This is a genomic window from Kitasatospora sp. NPDC096128, assembly GCF_040303105.1.
Lineage (GTDB): Bacteria > Actinomycetota > Actinomycetes > Streptomycetales > Streptomycetaceae > Kitasatospora.
Genome location: NZ_JBEOSP010000047.1, coordinates 38,740 through 65,102, shown reverse-complemented (window position 1 = coordinate 65,102; position 26,363 = coordinate 38,740). Strand labels below are relative to the sequence as shown.

The 26,363-nt window shown below is 72.4% G+C and carries 25 protein-coding genes; 4 read left to right on the top strand and 21 right to left on the bottom strand.

Annotated features, from left to right (window positions below; all coding sequences use genetic code 11):
• Positions 1–164 precede the first annotated feature (164 nt).
• The 12 genes from ABTY61_RS35005 to dnaK form a co-directional block, all read right to left on the bottom strand.
• Complete coding sequence (locus tag ABTY61_RS35005; RefSeq protein ID WP_350509207.1) at positions 165–791, bottom strand: GNAT family N-acetyltransferase; 627 nt, start codon at positions 789–791, stop codon at positions 165–167.
• Complete coding sequence (locus tag ABTY61_RS35000; RefSeq protein WP_350509206.1) at positions 784–1,401, bottom strand: hypothetical protein; 618 nt, start codon at positions 1,399–1,401, stop codon at positions 784–786. The genes ABTY61_RS35005 and ABTY61_RS35000 overlap by 8 nt, the downstream gene beginning before the upstream one ends.
• Positions 1,391–2,023 (bottom strand): TetR/AcrR family transcriptional regulator, encoded by a 633-nt coding sequence (locus tag ABTY61_RS34995; protein WP_350509205.1) that lies wholly within the window; start codon positions 2,021–2,023, stop codon positions 1,391–1,393. The genes ABTY61_RS35000 and ABTY61_RS34995 overlap by 11 nt, the downstream gene beginning before the upstream one ends.
• Positions 2,024–2,264: 241 nt before the next feature.
• A complete protein-coding gene (locus ABTY61_RS34990; protein ID WP_350509204.1) occupies positions 2,265–2,705 on the bottom strand; it encodes a DUF1931 family protein in 441 nt (146 codons plus the stop codon).
• A 44-nt stretch (positions 2,706–2,749) separates the two neighbouring features.
• Positions 2,750–4,420 carry an FAD-dependent oxidoreductase gene (locus ABTY61_RS34985; protein WP_350509210.1) on the bottom strand — a complete coding sequence of 557 codons (1,671 nt, stop codon included), beginning with the start codon at positions 4,418–4,420 and terminating at the stop codon, positions 2,750–2,752.
• Between the two features lie 20 nt (positions 4,421–4,440).
• Positions 4,441–4,704, bottom strand: a complete 264-nt coding sequence (locus ABTY61_RS34980; RefSeq protein WP_350509203.1) for a UBP-type zinc finger domain-containing protein — start codon at positions 4,702–4,704, stop codon at positions 4,441–4,443.
• The gene (gene trxA, locus ABTY61_RS34975; protein WP_350509202.1) at positions 4,701–5,234 is read right to left on the bottom strand and encodes a thioredoxin; all 534 of its coding nucleotides are present in this window, start codon (positions 5,232–5,234) and stop codon (positions 4,701–4,703) included. The genes ABTY61_RS34980 and trxA overlap by 4 nt, the downstream gene beginning before the upstream one ends.
• A complete protein-coding gene (gene clpB, locus ABTY61_RS34970) occupies positions 5,234–7,858 on the bottom strand; it encodes an ATP-dependent chaperone ClpB (protein WP_350509201.1) in 2,625 nt (874 codons plus the stop codon). The genes trxA and clpB overlap by 1 nt, the downstream gene beginning before the upstream one ends.
• Entirely contained in the window at positions 7,849–8,232 is a 384-nt protein-coding gene (locus ABTY61_RS34965) for a chaperone modulator CbpM (RefSeq protein ID WP_350509200.1), read from the bottom strand. Before ABTY61_RS34965 ends, clpB begins: the two co-directional genes overlap by 10 nt.
• A complete protein-coding gene (locus ABTY61_RS34960) occupies positions 8,229–9,206 on the bottom strand; it encodes a DnaJ C-terminal domain-containing protein (RefSeq protein WP_350509199.1) in 978 nt (325 codons plus the stop codon). Before ABTY61_RS34960 ends, ABTY61_RS34965 begins: the two co-directional genes overlap by 4 nt.
• Positions 9,207–9,213: 7 nt before the next feature.
• Positions 9,214–9,786, bottom strand: a complete 573-nt coding sequence (locus ABTY61_RS34955) for a nucleotide exchange factor GrpE (RefSeq protein ID WP_350509198.1) — start codon at positions 9,784–9,786, stop codon at positions 9,214–9,216.
• Between the two features lie 9 nt (positions 9,787–9,795).
• The gene (gene dnaK, locus ABTY61_RS34950) at positions 9,796–11,709 is read right to left on the bottom strand and encodes a molecular chaperone DnaK (protein ID WP_350509197.1); all 1,914 of its coding nucleotides are present in this window, start codon (positions 11,707–11,709) and stop codon (positions 9,796–9,798) included.
• A 236-nt stretch (positions 11,710–11,945) separates the two neighbouring features.
• On the opposite strand from dnaK, the gene ABTY61_RS34945 reads away from it, so the two are divergent.
• The gene (locus ABTY61_RS34945) at positions 11,946–13,841 is read left to right on the top strand and encodes a PucR family transcriptional regulator (protein ID WP_350509196.1); all 1,896 of its coding nucleotides are present in this window, start codon (positions 11,946–11,948) and stop codon (positions 13,839–13,841) included.
• A gap of 561 nt (positions 13,842–14,402) precedes the next feature.
• Here the strand turns inward: ABTY61_RS34945 and ABTY61_RS34940 are convergent.
• Positions 14,403–15,989, bottom strand: coding sequence for an FAD-dependent monooxygenase (locus tag ABTY61_RS34940; protein WP_350509195.1), 1,587 nt, complete (start codon positions 15,987–15,989; stop codon positions 14,403–14,405).
• 103 nt (positions 15,990–16,092) lie between these two features.
• On the opposite strand from ABTY61_RS34940, the gene ABTY61_RS34935 reads away from it, so the two are divergent.
• The 3 genes from ABTY61_RS34935 (at position 16,093) to ABTY61_RS34925 (ending at position 17,710) form a co-directional block, all read left to right on the top strand.
• Positions 16,093–16,629 (top strand): CGNR zinc finger domain-containing protein, encoded by a 537-nt coding sequence (locus tag ABTY61_RS34935; RefSeq protein ID WP_350509194.1) that lies wholly within the window; start codon positions 16,093–16,095, stop codon positions 16,627–16,629.
• 170 nt (positions 16,630–16,799) lie between these two features.
• The gene (locus ABTY61_RS34930; protein ID WP_350509193.1) at positions 16,800–17,285 is read left to right on the top strand and encodes a DUF4395 domain-containing protein; all 486 of its coding nucleotides are present in this window, start codon (positions 16,800–16,802) and stop codon (positions 17,283–17,285) included.
• A gap of 5 nt (positions 17,286–17,290) precedes the next feature.
• Positions 17,291–17,710, top strand: coding sequence for a TlpA family protein disulfide reductase (locus ABTY61_RS34925; protein ID WP_350509209.1), 420 nt, complete (start codon positions 17,291–17,293; stop codon positions 17,708–17,710).
• 207 nt (positions 17,711–17,917) lie between these two features.
• Here the strand turns inward: ABTY61_RS34925 and ABTY61_RS34920 are convergent, their stop codons facing one another.
• From ABTY61_RS34920 to ABTY61_RS34885, 8 genes are read right to left on the bottom strand one after another with little or no spacing between them, the layout of a single operon-like run.
• The gene (locus ABTY61_RS34920) at positions 17,918–18,943 is read right to left on the bottom strand and encodes an SDR family oxidoreductase (RefSeq protein ID WP_350509192.1); all 1,026 of its coding nucleotides are present in this window, start codon (positions 18,941–18,943) and stop codon (positions 17,918–17,920) included.
• A gap of 36 nt (positions 18,944–18,979) precedes the next feature.
• Positions 18,980–20,242, bottom strand: a complete 1,263-nt coding sequence (locus ABTY61_RS34915; RefSeq protein ID WP_350509191.1) for a beta-ketoacyl-[acyl-carrier-protein] synthase family protein — start codon at positions 20,240–20,242, stop codon at positions 18,980–18,982.
• The gene (locus ABTY61_RS34910) at positions 20,239–20,493 is read right to left on the bottom strand and encodes an acyl carrier protein (protein WP_350509190.1); all 255 of its coding nucleotides are present in this window, start codon (positions 20,491–20,493) and stop codon (positions 20,239–20,241) included. Before ABTY61_RS34910 ends, ABTY61_RS34915 begins: the two co-directional genes overlap by 4 nt.
• Positions 20,494–20,519: 26 nt before the next feature.
• Complete coding sequence (locus ABTY61_RS34905; protein ID WP_350509189.1) at positions 20,520–21,752, bottom strand: aspartate aminotransferase family protein; 1,233 nt, start codon at positions 21,750–21,752, stop codon at positions 20,520–20,522.
• Positions 21,749–22,207, bottom strand: a complete 459-nt coding sequence (locus ABTY61_RS34900; RefSeq protein ID WP_350509188.1) for a type II toxin-antitoxin system RatA family toxin — start codon at positions 22,205–22,207, stop codon at positions 21,749–21,751. The genes ABTY61_RS34905 and ABTY61_RS34900 overlap by 4 nt, the downstream gene beginning before the upstream one ends.
• Positions 22,194–23,411, bottom strand: a complete 1,218-nt coding sequence (locus ABTY61_RS34895; protein WP_502895484.1) for a GNAT family N-acetyltransferase — start codon at positions 23,409–23,411, stop codon at positions 22,194–22,196. The genes ABTY61_RS34900 and ABTY61_RS34895 overlap by 14 nt, the downstream gene beginning before the upstream one ends.
• On the bottom strand, positions 23,408–24,541 hold the full coding sequence (locus ABTY61_RS34890) for an acyl-CoA dehydrogenase family protein (RefSeq protein ID WP_350509186.1): 1,134 nt from the start codon (positions 24,539–24,541) through the stop codon (positions 23,408–23,410). Before ABTY61_RS34890 ends, ABTY61_RS34895 begins: the two co-directional genes overlap by 4 nt.
• 45 nt (positions 24,542–24,586) lie before the next feature.
• Entirely contained in the window at positions 24,587–25,681 is a 1,095-nt protein-coding gene (locus ABTY61_RS34885) for a cytochrome P450 (RefSeq protein ID WP_350509185.1), read from the bottom strand.
• Between the last annotated feature and the right edge of the window lie 682 nt (positions 25,682–26,363).

The window sequence follows — 26,363 nt, the reverse complement described above, 5'->3', positions numbered from 1 at the left end:
CCCTATGGGGGGCTCACCCCCGCCCACCCCCCCCCGCGCCGCCACCGCTGCGCCCCGCCCCCGCGGCCTGAGCTCCTACCAGGTCCTCGACCGGATCCAGGACCTCCTGGCCTGCTGGACCGGCACGTGCAGAACCTGCCGACAAGCAATGCCGACAAGGGTGTTCAGGCAACGTCGAAGTCCTGCTGCCGACGCGGTACGCGGGCCATCGATGTGACGGTCAGCGGTCCCAGCGGGATCTCGCCGAGCGTGGTGAAGCCGAAGCGGCGGTACAGGGGGACGTTCGCCGGGTCCGCCGTGGTCAGGTGGACTGCTCCCGGCGTCGTCGTCAGGACGTGGTCCAGGAGGGTGCGGCCCACTCCGCGGCCGGTGAGGTCCGGGCGGACCCCGACGAACTCCAGGGTCCAGGCCCCCGCGGGAGCCCTGCCCTCGGTGGCGTCCAGATAGCGCAGGGTCCGGCCGAGGGTTTGCGGCCCGCTGCCCAGTAGGGTCCGGGCTGCCCAGAGCGCGCGGGCGCCGGCGGGCGGGGTCGCGCCCGGCGGGGTCAGGACGGCTGCCGCCAGGAGCCGTCCGTCGGTGTCCACCAGGGCCGTACGGCGGGCCCCGGCGAGGCCGGCGTGGGTGTGCAGGGTGGCGCGGAACCAGCGAGCGCGGGCGGAGTGCGCGCCGCCGCAGATCCAGGAGACGGCCGGCTCCCGGGCGAACGCGGTGGCCAGCAGATCGGCGCAGGCGGCGGGGTCGGGGTCGGTGTCGATCCGGCGGGAGGCCGCGGCGGCCGGGTCCTCAGACATCCCGACCCCGCTCAAGGGGCGCCTCGGGCACGAGGTGGCAGACGAGCAGTTTGAGGAAGAACAGTGGTGCGAACCAGGCAAGCGCGGCCGGCACCGGCAGCCAGAACAGGTTGACCAGGACGGCTGCCATCAACACCGCCATCGCCGCGGGCCGCCTGAGGTGGACGGGCGCGAACTCCACCGCCACCGCCCCGCCGAGGAGCAGCGCGGCATTCGCCGAGGTCCAGGCGAGGTCCCCGGAGAGGACGTACAGCCCCATCGCGGCGAGGTGGACCAGGTGCGCCGAGACGAACAGCAGCCGGGCGCGCCGCGCCGCCGGGTCGGCCCGGTGGTACCAACGCTTCGCGGCGTTGGTGGCGTTGGTCAGGACCCCGCCGATCAGGTCGAGCCCGGCCAGGGCGACCACGACGAGTTGCCCGGTCGACCAGTCGCGTGCGGCTCCCGAGCGCCACAGTCCGGCGGCCAGCAGCAGGGCGCAGCCGAGGAGGCCGATGGTCTCCACCGCGGACTCGGAGCGGGACTTGCCCGGGCCCATGAACCGTTCCAGGCGGCCGGCGAGGCCGGCCGGGGTGGCCGGTATCTCCCAGGAGATCCTCAGGTCAGTGCGCATCGTTCGGCTCCTGTCCGGGGGCCGCGGTCGCCGCTGCACCCCACAGGCCGCGCAGGAGGCTCCACAGCTGGTCCCGGGGGTCGTCCTCCGGGAGGCCTTCGAGGGATCCGCGCGTCATCAGTGCCACGGCCCAGGCGTCCGCGGCCCGGACGACGGCGGCGGTCGCCGACACCATCAGTGCGTGGTCCACATCGGTGCGGATGATCCCGAGCCGACGGCCGTCCGTGACCAGGGCGCCGAACCAGTCGAGCCACAGGCTTCCGTCGCTGCGCCCGATGGCGGCGTCGGCGAGGGCCAGGTCCTCGGGGTGGTCCGTCAGGTGGGCGGCGAGGGCGGCGGATCCACCGGTGAACCGGGCGCCGAAGTCCTCCTCGTCACGGGCCGGGTCCCAGGGGCCGAGGGCGTCCAGCAGTCGGTCGAGGACTCCGTCGAGGACTGCGGCGAGCAGGTCCTCCCGGCCGTCGAAGTAGTGGTAGGCGGCGGTCTTGGAGACTCCCGCGGCCTCGATGATCTTGTTGTAGGAGGCGCCTTCGGCGCCGTGCTCGGCGAAGTGCCGCCGTGCGACGCCCAGGATGTGCTCCCGGCGTTCCGCGGGCAGGCGGTCGAAACGAGGAAGAGGCATGTACGCATGATACGCACCAGTGGGGTGTACTACTAGTACACCCCACTGGTTCACGGGGGCGGGACCCGGCTCATGAGGATCCTCAGCGTCAACGCGGTCCCCGGCACAGAAACGAGTGCCTACGGCAGTACCGGTAAGTCAGGCTATGGGTACTTGCGAAACGGGATGTCCTGCCGATCATCTCGGGTACCCGCGCGGGCCCGGCGAGGCCGACGGAACCACCGGCCTGGTGGATGCCCGCTCAGATCAGCAGGTCGAAGAGTTCGAAGGCCTCGTCCCACTGGTCCGTGGAGGGGCGGCGGCTGTCGCGGGCGATGGTTTTGAGGGCGCGGGCGAGGGCGACGCTGAGGCCGCCGGCCAGGACGGGCAGCCGCTGCTGGGTGTCCTCGGCGGCCTCCATGCCGAGGGCCGGGCGGGCGGCGAGCTGGTCGAGCAGGGGGCGTAGTTCGATGCCCTCGTCCAGCTTTTCGAAGGCGTGGATACTCTCCTGCAGGCCCTTGGTGACGGGGAGGTCCTGCGGCTCGATGATGTCCCGGTTGTTGGCCTTGGCATTGGCCGTGCCGATGAGAAAGAGGTCGTAGAGCTTGGCGTCCACGAAGTCGTTGTAGCGCTTGAGGTCGTTCTTGTGGACATCGAGGCCGGCGGCTGCGCGGAAGAAGCGCTCGAACTTGGGAATACCCATGACGGGCATGGCACTTGTCCTTTCTCGCGTCGATGGAGCTGAGGTCATCGGATGACGGGTGGCCTCACCTCCTGGAGGTGCTCGTGGGCCAGGCGGACGGCCATGGCACCCTCGCCTACCGCGGAGGCCACCCGCTTGACCGAGCCGCTGCGGACGTCCCCGACGGCGAAGACCCCCGGCAGGCCGGTCTCCAGGGCCAGGGGGGCGCGGCCCAGGGGCTTCCAGAGGTCCGCTGCCGCATGGGCCACGTCCTGCCCGGTCGGAATGAAGCCGCGCGGGTCCAGCGTGACGGTGCCGGCGAGCCAGGAGGTGGCAGGGCGCGCACCGATGAAGATGAAGAGGGCACGGGCCTCCAGCACCTGCTGCTCTCGGGTGCGGTTGTCCTGGACGACGACGGCTTCGACCCGGTCCTCGCCGGTGACCTCGTGGACCTCGGTATGCAGCCGGACGTGGATCTGTGGGTGCTGCTCGATCCGGTCGATCAGGTAACGGGACATGCTGTGGTCCAGGTCCCCGCCGCGGACCAGCAGATGCACGGCGGGCGACTGGCGCGCCATGAACAGGGCTGCCTGGCCGGCGGAGTTGCCGCCGCCGACGACGGCCACCGGGTCGAGACGGCAGGCCCGTGCCTCCCAGAGGGTGGCGGCGTAGTGGACCCCGAACCCCTCGAACCGCTCGACGCCGCGGGCGGTCAGCCGCCGGTAGCGAGCGCCGGTGGCCACCACCACGTTGTTGGCGGCGACCGTGCTGCCGTCGGCGAGGTGCACGACGTTCGCGCCGTCGCGCTGTTCGAGGCCGGCGGCCTCGGCGGGGACGGTGATCCGGGCGCCGAACCGGGTGGCCTGCACGACGGCGCGTTCGGCGAGCTCCATGCCGGAGATCCCCGCGGGGAAACCGAGGTAGTTCTCGATCCGGGAGGACGTACCGGCCTGGCCTCCGGTCGCCACCGCGTCCAGGACGACGGTGGAGAGCCCCTCGGAGGCGCCGTACACTGCGGCGGCCAGGCCTCCGGGCCCCGCGCCGACCACCATGAGGTCGCAGACAGCCCTCGCGAGGGTCTCGGTCCGCAGCCCGATCACCTGGGCGAGTTCGGCGTTGGAGGGATTGCGCAGCACCCGGTACTCGTGCCAGACGACGATCGGAGTGTCCTCCGGAGCGATGCCAAGACGCGTCAGCAGCGACTCGGCCTCGGTGTCCTTCTCCAGATCGGCCCAGCGGTGCGGGAGTCGGTTGCGGGCGGCGAAGTCCAGCAGCCGCCGGGTGTCGGGGGAGAAGGCGGAGCCGATGATACGGAAGCCGGCGCCCGCGCCGGCCAGCATCGTGCGGCGCAGCAGGTAGGCCCGGAGGATCACGTCGCCGAGCGCGGGTTCCCGGCTGAGCAGGTCGCGCAGGGCGGACAGAGCCACCGCGAGAACCTCGCCAGGCGTGGTCACCACCGCGCTGAGGAGGGCGGTCTGGCCCTCCAGTACGCCGAGTTCGCCGAGGAAGCTGTGTGCATCGTGCAGGTGGACGACCTGCTCCTGCTCGCCGTGGCCTTCGACCACGGCCACCGTGCCGCTGAGGACCACGTAGAACTCCGCGCTGGGGTCGCCCGCCCGGTAGAGCCGTTCCCCCTCGCGGACCGGCCGCACCTGTCCGCAGGATCTCAGGATCGCGATCTGGTCGTCCGACAGCAGCGGATAGGCGCCGTGGACATCGGCTGTCGGCGTGAGCATCGGCACGATTCACTCCCTTCTCAGGCCATCGCCTCGTGTACGAAACACCAGCGCCAGTCCTCGCCGGGCTCGAACGACCGGACGATCGGGTGCCCGTCGGTCGCTGCGTGGGCGCGGGCGTGCCGCATCGGCGAGGAGTCGCAGCAGCCGACGTGGCCGCAGGTCAGGCACAGGCGCAGGTGCAGCCACGGAGTCCCCGTGCGCAGGCAGTCCTCGCAGCCCTGCGGTGTTCTGGGCGCCACGGGCCGGACCATGGACAGGTGCGGGTCGGGAAGGCTGGTCATCGCGGCCTCCGGGAGGTGGGCTCGGCCGGTCCGTGGGACGCCGACAGTGACTCGTCCACCCACCGGCGCAGCGCGTTGGCGGGCGCTGCTCCGGTCTGGCGGGCGACGGGCCTGCCGTGGTCGAGGATCAGCAGGGTGGGTACGGCTTGGACCTCGAACCGCCGCGCCAGGGCCGGCGACTTGTCGATGTCGACCTTCACGAGCTTGATCCGGCCGGCCAGGTCCTTGGCGACCCGTTCGAGGGCCGGGCTCACCATGCGGCAGGGACCGCACCAGGTGGCCCAGAGATCGACGAGCACGGGCAGGCTCGCCTGCTCGGCGACCTCCCCGAAGTCGGCGTCGCCCGCTTCGGCGATCCACGGCAGCGGGGCCCGGCAGTTTCCGCAGCGCGGGCTGCCCTCCGCCGCGGCGGGTACACGGTTGGTCCGGCCGCAGTTGGTACAGGCGACCGTCGGCGGCGAGGCCCCGGAGCCTTCGGTACCGCCCTCAGGGCTCCGGCCGGCGGCGCGGCCTTCTGGGGAAGTGGTCATTACCGCTCCTGTAGCTCTTCCTGGAGGGTGACGGTCAGTTCGGCGGCTCGGGCGTCGACCAGGACGGTCACGCCTTCGCGTGCCTCGCCGCTGAGCAAGGCCCGGCCGATCCTGGTCTCGACCTCGTGGGCGATGAAGCGGCGCAGCGGCCGGGCGCCGTAGACCGGGTCGTAGCCCTCGGCCGCGATCAGCCGGCGGGCGTCCTCGGTGAGTACCAGGTCGATCCGCTGCTCGGCGAGGCGGTGGCGCAGGTCCTCCAGCAGCAGGTCCACGATGCGCTCGATCTGCGCGATGCCGAGCGGGTGGAAGAGCACGATGTCGTCCACCCGGTTGAGGAACTCGGGCCGGAAGTGGCCGTTGAGTTCGCCCATCACCAGGTCCCGCACCTCGGGCTTGATCTCGCCGGCCTGGGTGGCGTCCTGGAGCAGATGCTGGGAGCCCAGGTTCGAGGTCATGATGATGACGGTGTTGCGGAAGTCGACGGTACGGCCCTGCGCGTCGGTGATCCTGCCGTCGTCCAGCACCTGGAGCAGCGTGTTGAAGACGTCGGCGTGCGCCTTCTCGATCTCGTCGAACAGGACGACCGAGTACGGCTTGCGACGCACCGACTCGGTCAGCTGGCCGCCCTCCTCGTAGCCGACGTATCCGGGGGGCGCGCCGACCAGGCGGCTGACGGTGTGCCGTTCCTGGTACTCGCTCATGTCGAGGCGGATCATGTTGCTCTCGCTGTCGAACAAGGCGGCGGCCAGCGTCTTGGCCAGCTCGGTCTTCCCGACGCCGGTCGGGCCGAGGAAGATGAACGAGCCGATCGGCCGGCGCGGGTCGCGCACCCCGGAGCGGGCCCGGATCACCGCGTCGGCGACGAGTCGGACGGCCTCGTCCTGGCCCACGACCCGCTCGCGCAGGATCTCGTCCAACTTGAGCAGCTTCTGCCGCTCGCCCTCCTGGAGCCGGGTGACGGGGATGCCGGTCCACGCGGAGACGATCTCGGCGATCTCCTCGGCGGTCACCACTTCACGCAGCATCCGGCTCTCGCCCTGCTTGTTGGCGAGCTGTTCCTCCTCGGCGGCCAGCCGGCGCTCCAGTTCGCTGACGGTTCCGTAGCGCAGTTGGGCGGCCCGGTTGAGATCGTAGGCCCGTTCGGCCTGCTCGGCCTCCTGCCGGGCGTGTTCCAGTTTCTGGCGCAGTTCCTGGACCTTGCGGATGGCCTGGCGCTCGGCCTCCCACTGGGCGTGTTTGGCGTCCACCTCGCCGCGCAGGTCGGCCAGTTCACGTCGCAGGTCCTCCAGGCGGGCGCGGCTGGCCGGGTCGGTTTCAAGGTCCAGTGCGGCCTCCTCGATCTCCAGCCGGGTGGCCCGGCGGGTGAGTTCGTCGAGTTCGGCGGGCATGGAGTCGATCTCGGTCCGCAGCCGCGCGCAGGCCTCGTCGACCAGGTCGATGGCCTTGTCCGGGAGGAAGCGGTCGCTGATGTAGCGGTGGCTGAGGGTGGCGGCAGCGACCAGCGCGCCGTCCTGGATCTTGACGCCGTGGAAGATCTCCAGGCGCTCCCGGATGCCGCGCAGGATGGAGATCGCGTCCTCGACGGTCGGCTCGTCCACCTGGACGGTCTGGAAACGCCGTTCCAGGGCCGCGTCGGACTCGATGTGCTTGCGGTACTCGTCCAGCGTGGTGGCGCCGATCATGTGCAGCTCGCCGCGCGCCAGCATCGGCTTGAGCATGTTGCCCGCGTCCATCGCGCCCTCGGCGGCGCCGGCCCCGACGACGGTGTGCAGCTCGTCCACGAACAGCAGGATCCGGCCCTCGGCCCCCTTGACCTCGGACAGTACGGCCTTGAGGCGCTCCTCGAACTCGCCGCGGTATTTCGCGCCGGCCACCAGCGAGCCCATGTCGAGCGAGAACACCGTCTTGTCCCGCAGCCCTTCCGGCACGTCGCCGCGCACGATCCGCTGGGCCAGGCCCTCCACGATGGCGGTCTTGCCGACGCCCGGTTCGCCGATCAGCACCGGGTTGTTCTTGCTCTTGCGGCTGAGGATCTGGATCACCCGCCGGATCTCCGCGTCACGCCCGATCACCGGGTCGAGGCGACCGCTGCGGGCCTCGACGACGAGGTCGCGCCCGTACTTCTCGAGGGCCTCGTACGCTTCCTCGGGATTGGCCGAGGTGACCCGTTGATTCCCGCGCACTGTGGTGAGGGCGGTGAGGAAGGAGTCCTTGGTGACGCCCTGTTCGCCGAGCCGCCGGCCGGCACTGGTGGTCGACCCCTCGTCCACCAGGGCCAGCACCAGGTGCTCGGTGGAGACGTACTCGTCCTTGAGCCGCTTGGCCTCCTGCTCCGCGGTGTCGAGCAGTCGGGCCAGCCGCTGGGTCACCATCACTCGGCCGGGGGCGGCACCCGGACCGGTCGTGCGCGGACGCTTGGCGAGATCGGCCTCGACGGCGGCCCGCAGGGCTGCCGGGTCTGCGCCGGCACCGGCCAGCAGACGGGTGGTCAGGCCGTCCTGCTGATCGAGCAGGGCCAGCAGCAGATGCTCCCCGTCGACTTCGGTCTGGCCCATGCGTACCGCGACGCTCTGCGCTTCCTGCAGCGCTTCCTGGGACTTCTGGGTGAGGCGGTTCATGTCCATGGTGGGGGCTCCTTGGCGGCTCGTTCGCTGCGCCGCAGTGCGGTTTCCAGGCGTTCGATGCGGTCGAGCAGGTCCAGGACGACGCCGATGGCCGCGTAGTTGAGGCCCAGTCCGGTCCGCAGCCGCTGCACCCGGGCGAGGGCCGACGGCGCGCTCGGCCGGAACCACAGCAGGCCCCGGGCATCACGCTCGGCGTCCACCAGCCCGAGGGCGACGAAGCGGCTGACGAGTTCGGGCGGCAGTCCGCTCCTGCCGGCCACTCCGACCAAGGGGAGCTGATAGGGGCTGGTTCGGTAGACCCGCACCAGGGGATAGGCGGCCCTGGTGCCGGGCCGGTCGGTGCCTTCGGCGGGAGGACGCTGCTCGGCTCTCATGACTGCTTCCTCGGGTCGAAGGAGGAGACGGCGGCCAGTTCCTCGAACAACTCGCGCTCGCGCGGGCTGGGCGAGGGCGGCACCATCACCTGGATTTCGGCGTAGAGGTGGCCGGGGGAACCTTTGGGGTCGGGCATCCCCTCGCTGCGCAACCGGAGCCTTCGGCCGGTGGAGGTACCGGGCGGCACATGCACCTTGACCGTCCCGCCCGGACCGGAGACCGGCACCGTCGCCCCCAGCGCGGCCTCCCAGGCGGTAACCGGCAGTTCGACGTGGATGTCGCGCCCGACGAGCCGGTAGCGGGGATGGGGGGCGATGCGGACCACCAGATAGAGATCCCCGGCGGAACCCGGGCCCCGGCCCCGGCCGCCCTCACCCGCGAGCCGAATGCGCTGCCCGTCGACGACGCCCGCCGGGATGGTGACGTCGTAGCTGCGTTCCCCGCCGGGACCTCCGAGGGTGATCTTCCGCCGGCCGCCGTGATAGGCCTCCTCCACACTGAGCGTGAGTTCGGCCTCCTGGTCCGCGCCGGGGATCGGACTGCCCCGTCCGGCGCCCCCCGCCCGGCCGCCGAACATACCTCCGAAAAGATCTTCGAAGTCCACGCCGGAGGTGCCGAAGCCGGTCTCCGTCCAGGCCCGGGCGCCTGCCCGGTCGGCGCCTCGGGTGCCTCCGAAGGGACCGCCGCGGTACGCGCCGGCTCCGCCGCCGAAGCCCTGGGCAGCCGCGACACGCTCGTCGTAGTCCTCCGGAATCTGCCGGAAGTCGGGGCCGAACCGGTCGTAGCGGGACCGGGTGTCGGGGTCGGACAGCACGCTGTACGCCTCGTTGATCTGCTTGAAGCGCTCCTCTGCGGCCGGATCACGGTTGACGTCCGGGTGGTAGCGGCGGGCCAGGGTACGGAACGCCTGCTGGATGTCCGCGGCGTCGGCGGTTCGGGGGACGCCCAGTACCTCGTAGTAGTCGTCTGCCATGGCCGCGTCACTCCTGCTTGCGGCTGACCGCCACCGCGGCCGGCCGCAGCCGGCGGCCGGGTTCGCCGTACCCGGGCCGCAGCACCTGGACGACGGTGCCCGCCGTCGTGTCCGGCTCGTCCACCACGGACACCACCTCGTGCTGCTCGGGGTGGAAGGGGACGCCGGTCTCGTCGTACCGGGGGTAGCCGAGGCTTCGCAGCACCTCGACGGCCTGGTCGCGCACCGCCCGGACTCCGCTGATGATCGTGCCGGGGTCGCCGGCGCCCGCGTGGGCGAGGGCCAGTTCGAGGTTGTCGACGACCGGGAGGAACGCGGCGGCCACCTTGGCCCGCTCAGCCTCCCGTTCCCGGGGAAGCTCACGGGCGTGACGCTTGCGGAGGTTGTCGAGGTCGGCGAGGGCTCGCCGCCACCGATCCTCCAGCTCCTCGGCCTCGGGGCGGCGGGGCGGCTGCTCCTGCTCCCCGGCCGCGGGGGCCCGCGGGATCGTCTGCGGTGCAGGCGTCCGCTCGGGGGGCGTCCGCCCGGGCTCGGGAGGGGAGCGGTCCTCGGCGGGACGCGTCTGTTCCTGATCGGACATGTCGCCGCCTCAGCTCCTGTCGAAGTCGGCATCGATGACGTCGTCGTCACCCCTCGGAGAGCCGCCCTCGGGACCCTGGCCGGGCGCCGCCGCACCGGGCTGGGCTCCACCCCCGGCTCCGCCCGCTCCGGCGGCGTGGGCGGCCAGCGCCGCATGGATCTGCTGGAGTTCGGAGGCCAGGCTCCGGGCCCGTTCCGTCGGCGCCTCCTCCTTGACGGCGGAACGGGCCTCGTCGACGAGCAGTCGGGCGCGGGCGCGCTCGTGCTCCGGAGCCGCGTCGCCGAGGTCGTCCAACCGGCGCTCCACCTGGTACGCGGCGGCGTCGAGCTCGTTGCGGGCGTCGATGGCCTCGCGCAGGGCCAGGTCGCTGGTCCGGTTGCTCTCGGCCTCGTTGATCATCCGCTCGACCTCGGAGGGGTCGAGGTTGGAGCCCTCACTGATGGTGATCGACTGCTCGGCGCCGGTGTCCCGGTCCTTGGCGCTGACCTTGAGGATGCCGTTGGCGTCGATGTCGAAGGTAACCTCGATCTGGGTCTCCCCGCGCCGGGCCGGCCGCAGGTTCTCCAACCGGAAGCGGCCCAGCACCCGGTTGTCGGCGGCCAGCTCGCGTTCGCCCTGGAGCACGACGATGTCCACGGCCGGCTGGTTGTCCTCAGCCGTCGAGAAGGTCTCGGACCGGCGGGCGGGGATGGTGGTGTTCCGATCGATGATCTTGGTCATCACGCCGCCGGCTGTCTCCACGCCCAGCGACAGCGGGGTGACGTCCAGCAGCAGGACGTCCTTGACCTCACCCTTGAGCACGCCGGCCTGGACGGCGGCGCCCAGCGCCACGACCTCGTCGGGGTTGACGCTCATGTTCGGGTCCTTGCCGCCGGTCAGCCGGCGGACCAGGTTCTGCACGGCCGGGATACGGGTCGAGCCGCCGACGAGGATGACCTCGTCGATGTCGTTGTCGGTGACCTTGGCGTCGCCCATCGCGGTCCTGACCGGCTCGAGGCAGCGCTCCACCAGGTCCGACGTGATCTGCTCGAAGGTGGAGCGGCGGACCGTCTCGGTGAGGTGCTTCGGCCCGGAGGCGTCCGCCGTGATGAACGGCAGGCTCACCTGGGTCTGGCTGACCGAACTCAGCTCGGTCTTCGCCTTCTCGGCCGCCTCGAACAGCCGCTGCAGAGCCTGCGGGTCCTTGCGCAGGTCGATGCCCTCGGCCTTCTGGAAGCCGTCCGCCAAGTGGTCCACCAGACGGCGGTCGAAATCGTCGCCGCCCAGGTGGGAGTCGCCGGCCGTGGCGCGGACCTCCACCACACCGTCGCCGACGTCCAGCAGGCTGACGTCGAACGTGCCGCCGCCGAGGTCGAAGACCATGACCGTCTCGTGGCCCTTCTTGTCCAGCCCGTAGGCCAGCGCCGCGGCGGTCGGCTCGTTGATGATCCGCAGCACGTCGAGGCCGGCGATCCTCCCGGCGTCCTTGGTGGCCTGGCGCTGGGCGTCGTTGAAGTAGGCGGGTACGGTGATGACCGCCTCGGTCACCTTCTCGCCGAGCGACTTCCCGGCGTCGTCGGCGAGCTTGCGCAGCACCTGCGCGCTGACCTCCTCCGGCGCGTACTGCTTTCCCCTCACCTCGAAACGGGCCACTCCGCCGGGCCCCTCGACCACGTCGAAGGAGACCGCCTTGGCCTCGTCGGAGATCTCGTCGTAGCGACGTCCGATGAACCGCTTCGCGGAGGTGATGGTGCCTTTGGGGTTGAGGATCGACTGCCGGCGCGCGAGCTGACCGACCAGCCGCTGGCCGTCATCGGAGAAGGCGACCACCGACGGGGTCGTCCTGGCCCCCTCCGCATTCGGGACGACCGAGGGCTCACCGCCCTCCCAGACCGCGATGACCGAGTTGGTGGTGCCGAGATCGATGCCAACTGCCTTCGCCATGGGAATCTCCTCCGTCGCGACGCGGGACCGATCGGCGGGCAGCCAGGCGAACGGACGGCGTGCCCACGAGCAGCCTCGCGCGGTACGCGGCGCACTTCCTCGCCTCGGCAGGACCAATCCGCGCCGCGGTTCCCGTCCCCGAGGACAGGGACCGAAACGGGTTCGTCGTGGAACGCGTCCCGGGCGGCGTACCGTGTAGCCAGGGAGGCCGCTGTCGAGCCGCACATGGACCTGCTATGGACGCTGTGCCTTCTCCGACCACCGCTCCTCTGCGCCCCATCCCGCAGTCGGCGGCCGCGCAACACGACCTGCTACGCCTGATGTCGGTCATGCTCGACGGTGAGGACGAGCGCGAGGTGCTGTGGGAGGCCATGGCGGCGATCACAGCCACCGGCACTTTCATCGCCGAAGCGGCCTATGCCGTCCACAACGGTCTGGCGCGGCGCTGCTCACCACGCCGGGTGGCTTCCTCCTCGGCCGCCAGGCCGGGGCATCCGGCGCGGGAACCCGAGGGGGGCCCGGCCGGCGAAGCCCCGGGTGAAGCAGCCGCTGCCGACGTGGTGGCCGCCGACCGGCTCGACCGGCGGATCGACTCTCTGAACGGCCGCAGCCACCACCTGCAGGAGCCGGGCGGACTGCGGGTGTGGGCCATCGCACTGCGGTACCGGGAAGCCTGCCTCGGCTATCTCGTCGTCCGGTCCCCGACCACGCCCTCGGCCGAGGAGACCGCTCTGACCGGTCTGCTCGCGCGGCAGACCGGGATCGTCCTCGCGCGCCTTACCGGGCGCCGGGGCGAGCCGGCCACCGGGTCGGGACACATGCCGGGCAGCGGGGACCGGTCCGATACCGGGAACCTGCCGGAGCCCGAGGACGGCTCGACCACCGTGGATCTCGGCAGGAGAACTGCCTCCGCCCTGGCCGCGCGGCTTGCCACCTATGACGCGCTCTCCCGCGCCGCCGTCTCCGGCAGGGGCGAGGCGGGAATCCTCCAGACCCTTCACGAGCACACAGGATTCGCGGCCCTCACCGAGGACTGCTTCGGCAACCCGCGCACCTGGGCGGGTCCCCGCGGGGGTGGCCCCCAGCCCGGGGTCGGCAGCGGAACCCGCCCCGAGTCGGAGAACCGGCGCCGGGACGCCCTGATGCACCGCGCGAGGCGCCGGCCCGGCGCCGTCCGGGACCGTGGCCGGCTGGTCATGCCCATAGAGATGGCGGGAGACCTGCTCGGTGTCGTCGTGCTGGACGATCCGGGCCGGCGGGCGGCGGAAGGGGACGCCTCGGCGCTCGAACAGGCAGCTCGGGTGCTGGCTCCTCTTCTCTTCCACGAGCGCAGACTGGTTGAGCTGGAGCCCCAGCTGCGCCGCGACCTGGTCGATCGGCTGGTCTCAGGTGAGGGGACCGAGGACGCCTTCACCCAGGCAGCGGCCCTGGGCCACGACCTGCACCGGCCGCACAAAGTCGCCGTACTGGAGTGGCCGGGGGCACCCGAGGGGGCCGTGCTCTGCGACGCGGTGGCACGGGCGGCGGAGCGGTTGCGCCGGGACGTGCTCATCGGCTCTCGTGGCGCGACAGCGGTCGTCCTGATGGCCGGTGAGGACCCGCGTCATCCGGACGATGAGCTGTACGAGGCCGTCTCAGAGGGCCTGGGCACCGGAGCAGGCGCGATCGGGGTCGGCGGCCGGTGCGAGGACCTCGCCGATCTGCCGCACTCCTACGACGAGGCCGTCCGTGCCCTCGCTGTCCGCCGCCGTTCCCAGGACCCGTACGGCAGCACCGCCTTCGACGAGCTGGGCCTGTGTCGCATGATGGGCACCGGCGGAGGCGAGCGGGAAGCAGACCTCTTCGTCCACCTATGGCTGGGCCGGCTGCTGGACTACGACGCCCAGCACCACACCGAGCTGGTCATGACACTCTCGCGCTACCTGGAGAGCGGCTGCAGCTACGACGCGACCTCTGAGATGCTCCGCATCCACCGCAGCACGGTCCGCTACCGCCTCCAGCGCATCGGCGAGATCACCGGCCACGACCTCGGCGTCGTCGAGACGCGCCTCAACCTGCACATCGCCACCCACATCCGCAACGTGCTCGACCCACCGCGTTGGGGTGCCGTTGACGAACGGCGAACCAGGTGACAAGTAACTGTGCTTGCTGGCTGGGCAGTTCGATCCACGAGATTCCTGTGGCGGCCCTGGACGGCGTCGGAATCGGCTCACGAAGATCCTCGGGGTCAACGCGATCACCGGCACGGAAACGAGCGCCTACGGCAGCAGCGGTGTCCGTCGCGTCCGTGTCCCTGATGTTGCGCCGGTGCCTCAGGTCCTCATCGTCACGGATGGCCAGGGCCGGGCACGTGGTACGGACCGCGAAGCCAGGCCTTTGGCACAAGGTCGGGCCGCCTGTCGGGCAGCAGGAGAGGAGCGCGAGACCTGGACGGACACGGGGATGACCGTGCTCATGGTCGAAGCCCGGCTTCCTCTCCCCGGGACGGCCTGCTCGGCGAACTCGTCGACCGATCACGACCAACGGCGGCGGGTTCCGGCACCACAGCTCGGAGCCCAGCCCGTACCGGCGTGAGAACGTGCTCCGGTTCGGCGACTACACCGCCGAGCAGCTCCACGTACCTTCACCCGCCTACACGCCCGACCCTGCGCACGACCTCCGGGGAAGCAGGTCCGCAGCGGCAGGCACCGCCGTCAGGAGGAAAGGACGCGCCGCAGGACAGCCTGGAGGTCTACTGCCGGGTCGGTGCCGCGCCAGGCCACGTGCCCGTCCGGGCGGACCAGGACGGCGCCCGGAGCGCCGCCGATGCCGACCAGACGCCCCCAAAGCCCAGGGGAGGCCTCCCTGCGGCCGGCGGTGTTCACGGCCTGGAACGCGAGGGGGATTCCTGTCTGCTGCACGGTCTCGGCCTGCCCTCGCCAAGCCGGGTCGTAGGTCGCGGTGAGCAGGGTGAAGCCGGGGCCGACGAGGTCGAGGGTCGATGTCACGCCTGCGTCGCCGCCGGTGAGGCGGACATGGGGTAGGCGCTGTCCCGGGTGGCAGCCCGGGCGGTAGCCGTCCGGGCTGAGCCCGGTCTGTATGGGCGCGGTGTCGGGGTCGGGGAGGATCGCAGTCGATTGGTAGGTGGCGGTCAGGAGGAGCTCGTCGTCGATGCGGTAGCCGGCCCGGTTCTGGGCGTTCGCCATGGAGATGTCGATCACCTGGCGGGCGACGGGACGGCGTTCGGCTTCGTAGCTGTCCAGCAGGGCGTCGCCCGCGTATCCGGTGGTGACGGCCGCGAGTTTCCAGGCGAGGTTGTCCACGTCGCCGATGCCGGTGTTCATGCCGTGCCCGCCGGTGGGCGGGATGACGTGGGCGGCGTCGCCTGCCAGCAGCACGCGTGAGCGGCGGTAGGCGGTGGCGAGCTGGGCGTCCATCCGCCAGGTCATCGTGTCGCGGACCGTCACGTCCAGGTCGGGGATTCCGGCGGCGGTGCGGATGAGCCCCACCAGGTGCCGGTGGTCGGACGGGTCCGGGGCGGACGGGTCCGGCTCGGGTGTGTCCGTGGGAAGCGGGTACTGGTAGATCCAGTGGCGGTCGTTGTCGACGGCCATGAACCCGCCCCGCCCGGGAGTGGTGAGGAAGTACGAGGCGCTGGCGCGGTCTGCCACGACCTGGCCGAGCGGTGCCTCGAAGCGGATGCTCAGGTAGCGGCCCAGCCCGGTGGGGCCCGCCATGGGGATCCCCGCCCCGTTGCGCACGGTGCTCGCGGCTCCGTCGCAGCCGACGAGCCAGTCCGCGCGCACCTGGTACCGGGAACCGGTGTCCGCGTCCTCGACGACGGCCAGAACCCCCAGGCCGTCGTCCGTGAAGGAGACCAGGCGCCTCCCGAACCGGATCCGCGCGCCGGCCAGCTCGACGGCGCGGCGGAGCAGGACCGGCTCCAGCGCGTCCTGGGAGCAGATGATCCCCGGCGACGGGGTGTGCTCGTCACCGTCGTCGTTGTCGGGTTGCCGGGCGAGGCCGGTGCGGACGAAGTCGGGATCGACCAGGTCGCGGCCGCGGTAGAAGTAGACCTGCTCGGCCGGCAGGCCCGCCCCGCGGACCTGCTCCTCCAGGCCGATGCGCCGGAAGATCTCCATGGAGCGGGCCGAGATGCCCCGGGCCTTGGGGTGGCGAGAGGTCGTGGGGTGCGTCTCGACCAGCACATGGTCCACCCCGTACCCGGACAGCAGAGCCGACAGCGTCAAGCCGACCGGCCCGCCCCCGACGACCAGCACGGACGTCTGCAATACGGCCATGGCGACCTCTTTCCACGGGCTGATGCCACCCGATGTAACGAATAAATTCAATTTAGACGTTACCATGGGGTTGAACTCGACCCGCAACCGGAGGCAGGCACACATGCAGCAGGGCTTCAGCGACGACAACCCACGCGGTCTGCACTTCCTGATCGACCTGGTCAACACCGGCCAGGACGGGACCGGGCTCACCGCAGCCGCCCTCACGGACCTGGTGGAACGGCACGGCGGCGCACCCGTCCCACTCACCGGCGCTCCAATCCAGGCGATGCGCGAAGCCACCGCGACCATCGCCGGCATCCTGGACATCAAGGACGCAGACCAGGCCGCCGACGCCATCAACGCCCTGCTCGACCAGTACCCCGCCCAGCCCCGCCTGGTCCGGCTCCCGCACCGCCCCTGGTCGCTCCACGCCCGGCCCCCCACGAACGCGCAACCTGCTCACTGGCTGCTGTCCACCGCCGCCCTCGCCCTGGCACTCTGGCTCAGCGAACGCGGCTACTGCGCCTGGGGCCGCTGCGCGGCACCCGGCTGCGACCGCTACTTCGTCGACACCGGGCGCCGCTCACCACAGCGCTACTGCTCGACCCGCTGCGGCACCCGGGTACGCGTCGCCGCCCATCGGAGCCAACAGAGCTGATGATCCGGCCGTTGACCTGCGGCGTGCGCGGCTGTTGCAATGGAGCCGTGCCTCACGAGACCTTCCTGGTGACCCGGGACCACATCGACTTCGGTCGGGTGTGGTCCGCTGCGTGTCGTCGTTCCTGACACCCGCCCACCCCAGGAACCTCGAACCCCCGGAGTCCCGACATGCCTTTCGGCAGCCCCGGTACGTCCCGCACCACCCCCGCTCCCGCCGGCATCGATCCCCGCGGCCCGCGTTTCGCCGCGATCCTGACCAGCGTGGTCCTCGCTGTCGTCCTGGTGACGGGCAGCGGTGCGCTGCTGGCCGCGCAGGCCGCCGTCTTCGCGCTGGGCGCCCTTCTCGGCCTGCGCTTCTCGCCCTACGGCCTCCTCTACCGGCGGCTGGTGCGCCCGCGCCTGGGTCCGCCGACCGGGCTGGAGGACGAGCGGCCGCCCCGGTTCGCGCAGGCCGTCGGCCTCGCCTTCGCCGTGGTCGGCACCGTCGGCTACCTGTGCGGCGCGCTCTGGCTCGGCGCGGCCGCGACCGCGCTGGCGCTCGCCGCGGCCTTCCTCAACGCGGCCTTCGGCTACTGCCTGGGCTGCGAGGTGTACCTGCTGGTCGTGCGCGGACGCGCCCGGGTGGGCGGCGCTTCGGCGCAGGCGCGTTCATGAGCACGCTGACGGGACTGCTGGTCCTGGTCGCGGTGCTGGTCGCGGCGACGGCGTTCGGCCTCTTCCGGGCCGCGCGGGACGGCAGGATGAAGCGGGGGCGGGCGGGCAGCGCGGTGCGGCTGACCGGCCGCGACCTCGGCGAGCCGCTGGGCGAGCAGGCGACGCTGGTGCAGTTCTCCACCTCGTTCTGCGCCGCCTGCCCGGGTACGCGGCGGCTGCTCGGCAAGGTGGCGGGGGAGCGTCCCGGGGTGCGGCTGGTCGAGATCGACGCCGAAGCACGGCTCGACCTCGTCCGCCGCCTGGACGTGCTGCGGACGCCGACCGTGCTGGTGCTCGACGGGCAGGGCCACGTCACCCATCACTCCGTCGGCGCGCCCAGCCGCGCCGAGGTGCTGGCGGCGCTGGAGCCGGCCACCGCGGCCTGATGCGGGGACGCCCGCTGAGTGGTGCGGGCGGGCTGACCGGGGGGCGGCTCCGTCCAGCGTCGCGGTGGCATCCTCCTTGGCCGACGGTGGGCACACGTCGACTGGATGATCGGCCCAACCCACCCGCTGGTTGCGGCACGTGCGGGAGGAGCCGCCAGACCTCGGCCGCCGGTCCTTCGCGTACGTGGAGTTCGCAGTGGCGCCGGGTCAGGAGGCGGTGGTGAAGGCGGTCCACGGCTGCGGGCGGCCCAGGGCGAGGCGGGGCTTGGCTTCGGCCCAGTGGCGGACGGCGGTGGCCATCACGGTGGCGGGATCGGTGACCGGGTGGGTCGGGGTGAAGGGCTCGGTCATCGAGGTGTAGCTCTGGAACATCGCGAGCAGTTTGACGGCTTGGGCCTGGAACGGGGAGAGGTGATGGTCCACCAGGGGGAGGAAGAAGCGGTTCCAGCGTTCTGTCGGGACGAGGGGCGGGCGCTGCACCGGGGCGGCTCCGTGGGCGGCGCGGTGGGAGTCGAGGGTGTCGCAGATGACGTTCAGCAGGGCGGAGAGCGTCAGGCAGGACGGCCCCGCGGCGATCACCTCGGTGCGCGGGGTGGGCGGGGGCTCGGTCAGGGCGGCGGCCGCGATCACTTCGGCGACCTGGTCGACGGGGCTGATCTCGGCGTAGCCGTCCGGGTCGCCGACCACGACGGCGGCCAGACCGGAGACCAGGGCCTGCAGGATCGTGTAGGGACCGGAGAAGCGGGCGATCCGCCCGTCCCCGCTGCGGCCGACGACCAACGGCGGGCGGACCACGGTGAGCGGTCCGGAGTGCTCGGCCCGGGCCAGGTCCTCGCAGCGGGCCTTGGACCACTCGTAGCCGTTGCGGTAGCCCTCGAACTGGGCGCCGCGCAGGTCGCCGGCGTTGCGGGTGCCGCCGACGTAGGCGGTCGAGACGTGCACCAGGTGGGTCTCCCGGTCCGCCAGGGCGAGCACCGCGCGCAGCGGCTCCAGGTTGGCGGCGACGGCCTGGGGGCGGGTGAGGGTCCAGCGGGTGGTGGCCGCGGCGTGCACGATCACGTCCCAGTGGCCGGCCACCTCGGCCGGTGGGGGTTCGGCGCCCATCCGCCAGGAGAGCGGCGTCTCGGCGGTGGCCCGGCGGGCCACCGGGACCAGGGTGTGGCCCGCCGCCCGCAGCAGGCCGCTGACCTCGGTGCCGACCACGCCGGTCGCGCCGGTCAAGAGGATTCGCATGGGGTGTCCCGGGGCGAGAAGGGGAATCGGAGAAGGTCAGGCGGGGGCGAGCACCAGGCAGGCGTTCTGGCCGCCGAACCCGAAGGAGTTGGAGAGGACGGGCGCCGGCGCGATGCTGCGTGGCGCGGTGCGGACCAGGTCCACCAGGTCGGCCTCCGGGCTGCTGCGGAGGTTCGCGATCGGCGGTACCTCGCCCCGGGTCGCGCAGAGCAGGCCGAGTGCTGCCTCCAGCGCTCCGGAGCCGCCGATCAGATGGCCCGTCACGCCCTTCATCGCGGTCACGGGCAGTGTCCCGGCGCCGAAGCAGCGTTCGATCGCCCGCGCCTCCGCCCGGTCGTTGAGCACCGTCGAGGTGCCGTGGGCGTTGACGTGGCCGATGTCGGCCGGGACCAGTCCCGCGTCGGTGATCGCGCGTTGCATGCAGCGGGCCGCCATCTCGCCGTCGTCGATCGGGGCGACGATGTGGAAGGCGTCGCAGTTGTCCGCGTACCCCGCCACCTCGCCCAGGATCGTGGCGCCCCTCGCCAGGGCGGCGTCCCAGCTCTCCAGTACCAGGACGGCGGCCCCCTCGGCCATCACGAAGCCGTCCCGGTCCGCGTCGAACGGGCGGCTGGCCAGGGCCGGTTCGCCGTTGCGGGCCGACATCGCCCGCATCTTCGCGAAGGCGCCGACGATCACCGTGGTCACCGGCGCGTCCACTCCCCCCGCCACCGCAGCGTCCAGCTCGCCGTAGCGGACCCGCCGGGCCGCCTCGCCGATCGCGGTGGTGCCGCTGGCGCACGCCGACGAGTACGTGGTGCAGGCACCCCGGAAGCCGTAGCGCAGGGCCAGACGGGAGGCCGCCGAGTTCGCCATGGTGCGCGGCACGGTGTGCACCGGCAGGCCGCCGGGGCTGTCCCAGTGGTCGGTGGTCACCTGCTCCATGCTGGCCAGACCGCCCATGCCGGTGCCGATCTGCACGCCCACCCGCTCCGGCGGCGGGCCGCCGCCATCGGTGAGGCCCGCCGCGGCCACGGCGTCGGAGGCCGCGCACAGCAGCAGGGTCGCGGCCCGGTCGATCTGCCGGGCCTCACGGCGGGTCAGGTACGCGTCGACGTCGAACGGCGGCACGAGCGAGGCGATGTGCACCGAGACGCCCCGTTCCACCAGGAGGTCGACCACCCCGGCGGTGGGTCGGGCCTTGAGCACCGACTCGTAGGCCTCCTGCACGCCGGTGCCCGCCGGGCACTTCACCCCGATCCCGGTGACCGCCACCCGGTGGCCGCCGTCCGGACGCCTGGAATCCCGGTTCGCCGTCACCGGGCCTCCGCCGTGCGGAGCGTGAGCAGGTCGATCGCCTGGCCGACGTCCTCGGCCCGGGTCAGGTCCTCGACCTCGATCCGCAGGGCCAGCGCGCGCTCCAGGCGGGAGCCGATCTCCATCAGCTCCAGGCTGTCGATGCCGTAGTCGGCCAACAGGCTGGTGCGCTCGTGCACCTCGTCCACCTCCGTGCCGAGCACGTCCGAGATCGTCGTCCTGACCACCAGGGCCAGTTCCTCACGTGTGGGCATGTCCGTCCTTCCTGATGGTGCGGGGTTCATCGGGCGGACACGGCGGTGAGGGCCTCGTCCAGGACGCCGAACGCTTCGGCGAGCTCGGCCTCGGTGGCCACCAGCGGCGGCAGCAGCCGGATGGTGGTCGGGCGGCCCAGACAGGGGGAGACCAGCAGGCCGCGGGCGGCGAGTTCGAGCACCATCGCGCCCGCGTGGGCGGGCGTGTCCAGGTCGACGCCGCGCAGCAGGCCCCGCCCCCGCACCTCGCGCACCGTCTCCGGGTGGCGGGCCGACAGGTGCGCCAGGCCGGAGTCGAGCAGGGTGGAGAGGGCCCGGCCATGCCCGGCCAGGCGGTCCATCGCCTCCAGTGCGGGCGGCAGGGCCGCGCAGCTCAGCGGGTGTCCGCCGAAGGTCGCGGAGTGCAGGAACGGATCGGCTTCCAGCGGCGCGTACAGCCGCTCCGAGCACACCAGGGCCGACAGCGGGACCACGCCGCCGCCGAGCGGCTTGCCCAGCAGCACGCCGTCCACCGGCAGGCCCTCGGCCAGCGCGAGCGAGGGCTCGCCGCAGCGGCGCAGGCCGCACTGGATCTCGTCGGCGATCACCATCGCGCCGTGCTCCGCCGCCGCCGCGCACCACTGGCGCAGCACCTCCACCGGGAGCGGCACCGCGCCGTTCTCCCCCTGGACCGGCTCGAACACCAGAGCGGCCACCGGTCCCGCGGCCAGCTCCCGGGCGACGGCCCGCGCGTCCTGCGGGTCCAGGTGCGCCACCTCCACGGTGCAGCCGCGCAGACCCACCCGGTAGAGCGGGCTGTGCGTCAGGGCCAGGGCGCCGAGCGACTTCCCGTGGAAGCCGCCGCGCACCGCGAGCACCCGTTCCCGGCCGGTCGCCAGCCGGGCCAGTTTGACGGCGACCTCCACCGCGTCCGAGCCGTTCAGCCCGAAGTGGACCTTCGGCAGGGCGTTTCCGAGGTGTGCCGCCAGCCGGCCGGCCGCGGCGGCTGCCACCGGGTTGGTCAGGCTGCGGGTGGCGGTGGGCATGGTGTCCAGCTGCCGGCGGACGGCGGCGAGCACCTCGGGGTGCCGGTGGCCGAGCAGGGTGACGGCGTACGAGCCGAAGTCCAGCACCCGGCGCCCGTCGGACAGGGTCACCCTGGAGCCTTCGGCGGTCGTCTCGACCGCGCCGCGCCCGGCGAAACCGCCGGTCAGCGCGAGCTTCCCGGACAGGTGCCGGCGCACCTGGTCGAACACCTCGGTCGCGGCGGTCGGCGTCACCGGGTCACCGCCGCGGCCGGGACGAGCCGGCCGCGCAGTGCGGTCAGCATCTGCTCGGCGTTCTCCCGCAGTGCGTCGGCCGCGATCGGGTTGAGCATCTCCGCGAGCAGTGGGATGCCGATGTCGAAGTCGGCGCAGAGCTCCACGAGGCTGCCGCCGTCGGCCGCCTCCTTGACCACCCAGTGCCCGGAGAACTCGCCGAGGTCTCCGGTGAGCTGGCGGAAGTCGAAGCGCCGGGCCGCCGGGTCGATCACCTCCGCCTCGGTCCACCGCAGCACCGATCCCTCCAGCCGCACCGACCAGGCGGTGGTGCGGTGGCGTTCGTCGGTCCGCTCGACCACCACCACCTCGTCCACGCTCTCCATGCAGTGCTGGTACGACTCCACGTCCACCACCGCCGCCCAGACCAGCTCCGGCGGCGCGGCGATCGGCAGTTCCACCTCAACGTGCGGCACGGGACAACCTCTTCGGTTCGGGGGAGGACGGGGGGAGGTGCTCGGCCGCGTGCGGTCCCAGGGCCTTCGCCCTCGCGGCCGTCAGGGCCGGTGGCAGCACCCGGCGCAGCAGAGCCCGGCGCAGCGGGCGGAGGTGCGTCATCGCGTACCACTGCTCGACGAGGTCGCAGCCGAGTTCGACCTTCGGCTGGTAAGCGGTCTGGGCGAACCGGATGTGGGTGCACCCCGCGTCGATGGCCAGCCGGATCGCCGCGTGGTGCACCGCGTGGTAGAGGCCGGCCTCGTGGGCGATCCGGTAGTCCAGGCCGATCCGGGCCCCGGTGGCGCCCGTCCCGGCGAACAGGCACAGGAGGAAGGCCACCAGCCGCTCGCCCTCGAAGCAGGCCACCAGCCGGCGCCCGGCCGGCTGCCCGGCGTGGACGGCGGCCAGGAAGTCGGCGTCCAGAACGTCCAGCCGCTGCTCGGCCCGCTCCATCACCTGCCGGTACAGGCCGAGCATCTCCGGGAGCAGGTGCGCGAAGTCCTCCAGCACCTCCGTCCGCAGCCCGGGCCAGGCCGCCGCACGGCGCAGTTTGCTGCGCGCGTTGCGCCGCGCCTTGGCGGGCAGGCGGGTCAGGTAGTCCTCGAACCCTCCCGGGCCCAAGCGGAGTTCGGTGTCCGGGAGGGCGGGCAGGAAGAAGAAGCCGGCGCCTGCCAGGGACGGCCGCAGCACCGCCAGTTCGGCGGGCGCGAAGTCCTTGAACACCACGGTGCCCAGGCCCGTGCGGCGGGCCAGCGCCAGTGCCCCGCCGACCAGGGCGTCGATGGCCGGCGACGGCAGTTGCCGGTCGGTCAGCAGGTGTCCCTGGCCCAGCAGGTGGCCGCAGAACATCATGGGCACCCGCAGGAGCCCGGGGAGCAGGCGCCGAAACGGAGCGAGGCGGCGCCGGTCGTCGGCCCCGAGTACGTCGTCCAGCCGCAGCCGGGAGAACAGGCTGACCGGCAGCACCGCGAGCGCCTCCGTCTCCCCTGGGGCGTCCTGGCGGAGCACCAGGTGGGCGTACCCGTCCGGGCCGATCGCGGACGCTTCCATCGCGCGCAGCACGTCGCGCGACCACATCGGGTCGTCCGCCGGTGCCAGGCGCTCCCACAACCCCTCCGGGAGTGCGTCGACGCCGCGCACCACCTCGACCCGGTAGCCTGCCCCGGCTCCCACGCCCGTCATCCGATCCGCAGCGGACGGCCGTCGAGGTACTCGCGCAGCGGGCCGGCCATCCGTCCCCGGGCGGGCGGGTGGAAGCCCAGAGCCCCCGCCGCCGAGGCCAGGTAGCTGCCCTCGGTCGAGCCGACGAAGGCCATGCCGCCCAGGGCGGCCAGGCAGCCGCGGGTGGTACGGGCGATGGCGTCCTCCGCCGCGTAGCGGGCCGTCAGCGCGCGCACCAGCAGGCTGTCGTCCCAGGGCTGGTCGCGGTCCGCCATCGCGCGGGCCACCGACTCCACCGCGAGCATCGCGGCCTCCACGTCCACCAGGGGCCCGGTCGGGTCCTGCGGTGGTCCGCCGGGCTTGGTCAGCACCCGCTCCACCAGCGCACTGGCCACGCCCAGGTAGCCGGCCGTCAGCAGCAACTCGAACCAGAGGAAACCCGCGGTGTTGAGGTCGTCCGGCACCGCGTCGGCCGTGACCTCGGTGACCAGGACCATCTCCTGGTCCACCTCGACCTCGGTCAGCACCACCTCCTCGCTCTCGGCACCGGCCAGCACCGTGTTGCGCCAGAACGGCCGTACCTCGATGCCCGGCGTTGCGGCGGGGACCAGCGCGACGGCCAGCCGCTCGACGCCGTCCTCGTCCGCGAGCAGCACCGAAGCCGTCAGCAGGTCCATCGAACGGGACAGGCTGCACGGCATCTTGCTGCCGTTCAGCACCACCCGCTCCCCCCGGCGACGGGCGGTGATGTGCGGCTTGAGGATGTTCTGACCGGCCCGGCCCTCCGCGAAGGCCGACGCCAGGAGCAGGCCGTCGGCGGCGATCGAGGCGAGCAACTGCTCCTCCGGAGCGCCCGGGGCGGCGGAGCGGACCAGTCCGGCCACCGAGAAGTGGTGCATCGTGGTGGCCACCGCCAGCGAGGGACAGCGGGCCCCGACCGCGCGCTGGACGCGCACCGCCTCCAGGGCGCTCACGCCCTTGCCGCCCAGGGCACGGGGCACCAGCAGGCCGGGGCCGCCGGCGGCGCGGAACGCGCCGATCGCCGGACTGGGCGAGCTCTCCAGGCGCTCCAGGGGGTGGGCTGCCAGAGCGGCGTCCAAGCCGGGCAGGTGGGCCTCCAGGACGGCACGTTCGCGTTGCAGGAAGTACACGGGACCGGTTCCTCCAAGGACGGTGATCGGGACTACGGGGGCGGGTCAGCCGGCCAGGGCCAGCGGGAGGCGGGTGAAGCCGCGCAGGCCGTCGCCGGTACGCCGGGTCGGCGGGCCGGCCGATGTCAGTCGCGGTAAGCGGTGCAGGAGTTGGCGCAGCAGCACCGCTCCTTCCAGCCGGGCCAGCGCGGCGCCCACGCAGTAGTGCGCGCCCGCGCTGAAGCTCAGCACCCGGCCGTCCGTCCGCTCGATCAGGAAGGCGTCCGGGTCCGCGAACGCCTCGGGGTCCCGGTGGGCGGCCGCCATCACCGTGATGACGCTGGCTCCGGCCGGCAGGGCTACCCCGGCGACCTCGGTGGCCCGTGCCGTGATCCGTTCCGTCATCGGCACCGGTGCGTCCCAGCGCAGCGACTCCTCCAGTGCGGCCGGCACCAGCGCGGGCCGACTCCGCAGCAGGGCCCACTGCTCGGGATGGCTGAGCAGTGCGTGCACCGCCATCCCGAGCATCGCGACGGTGGTCTCGAAGCCGGCGGCGAACATCAGGACCAGCACATCGACGAGTTCGCCGTCCGTCAGCCCGGTGCCGTCCGGCGTGGGCCGGACCGCCAGGGCCGAGGCGAGGTCGTCAGCGGGCCGGGAACGGCGTTCGTGCAGCAGCCCGCCGAAGTACTCCCGCAGCCCTGTCACGCCCCGGTCGGCCCGGGCCCAGTCCTCCGGGGCGCGGACGGGCTCCAGCAGCCGGGCGGCATCGTCACCGAGCAGGGCCAGGCCCTGCTGGTCCGCGCGCGGCACGCCGATCAGCTCGCCGACCATCGCGATCGGAAGGGGCAGCGCGACCAGCTCGTGGAAGTCGGCGGCCGCGCCACCGGCGGCGGTCTCCGCGAAGGCGTCCAGCAGTTCGGCGCCGAGCTCCTCCGCCCTGACCCGCAGTGCTGCGACCCGGCGGGCGCTCAACTCCCGGACCACCAGGTGGCGGAGCCGATCATGGGCGGCGTGGTTGGTGGCCAGCATCGAGGAGTAGAAGAAGTCGGCGGCCGGGCGGCCCAGGCCTTCCGGAATTCTCCGCTCGCACCATTCCCGGTCGGGCACCAGGAAGTCGGGACCGGTGAGAGCCGATTGACAGCCTGCGAAAGTGGTCAAGAAATATGAGCCGATTTTTTCATCATGGTAGACCGGCGCCACCTTCCGAAGTCCGGCCAGGGCCGGATAGGGATTCTCCCTGCCCTCCGGGGTGAAGACAGATAAAAGGATTGTCTCTGGATTCAACGGTCCAGCCTTGGTTTCGATCAGCGGAAAGACGGCCCCCATCCGATACTCCTGCGGTACCCGCGCAGTATATATCGGAGATTCCGGGCATTCGTCCAGCCGGGCCGCCCAAAAAAGCATGACAGTCAGTTCGAGTGCATTCAAAGTCGGTATCGACGCGGCAAGCCGCAGGGCGGAGCGCCCTCGCCCGCGGCCGCTGCGCAGGGGTGGGTCGGGGCGATCCCATAGGCGTGCTCGGAGAGCGCGGTCGCGATGCCGGCCATCGTGCGCGGTCCGGCTCCGCCGTGCAAGTACAGGACTGCGCTTCCGGTATGCAGCCGGCATTCATGATGATAGTTAACTCTTATGACGGGAGTGGGGTTGATGAATGTTCGGCGGGGGAGGGGGCTGTGTCCGATGGGCTGTTCGCCCGCGGTGGCGGAAGTCCTGCATTCCGCGATCGGCGACCACGAGAACGGCTCGCGCGGCGGTGGCCGCGCCCGGGGGCCCCGCCACCGCCCCCCCGGGGGGGGTCGCCCCCCCCGGCGGCCGGGAGCCGGCCCCCCCCGGCCCCGCC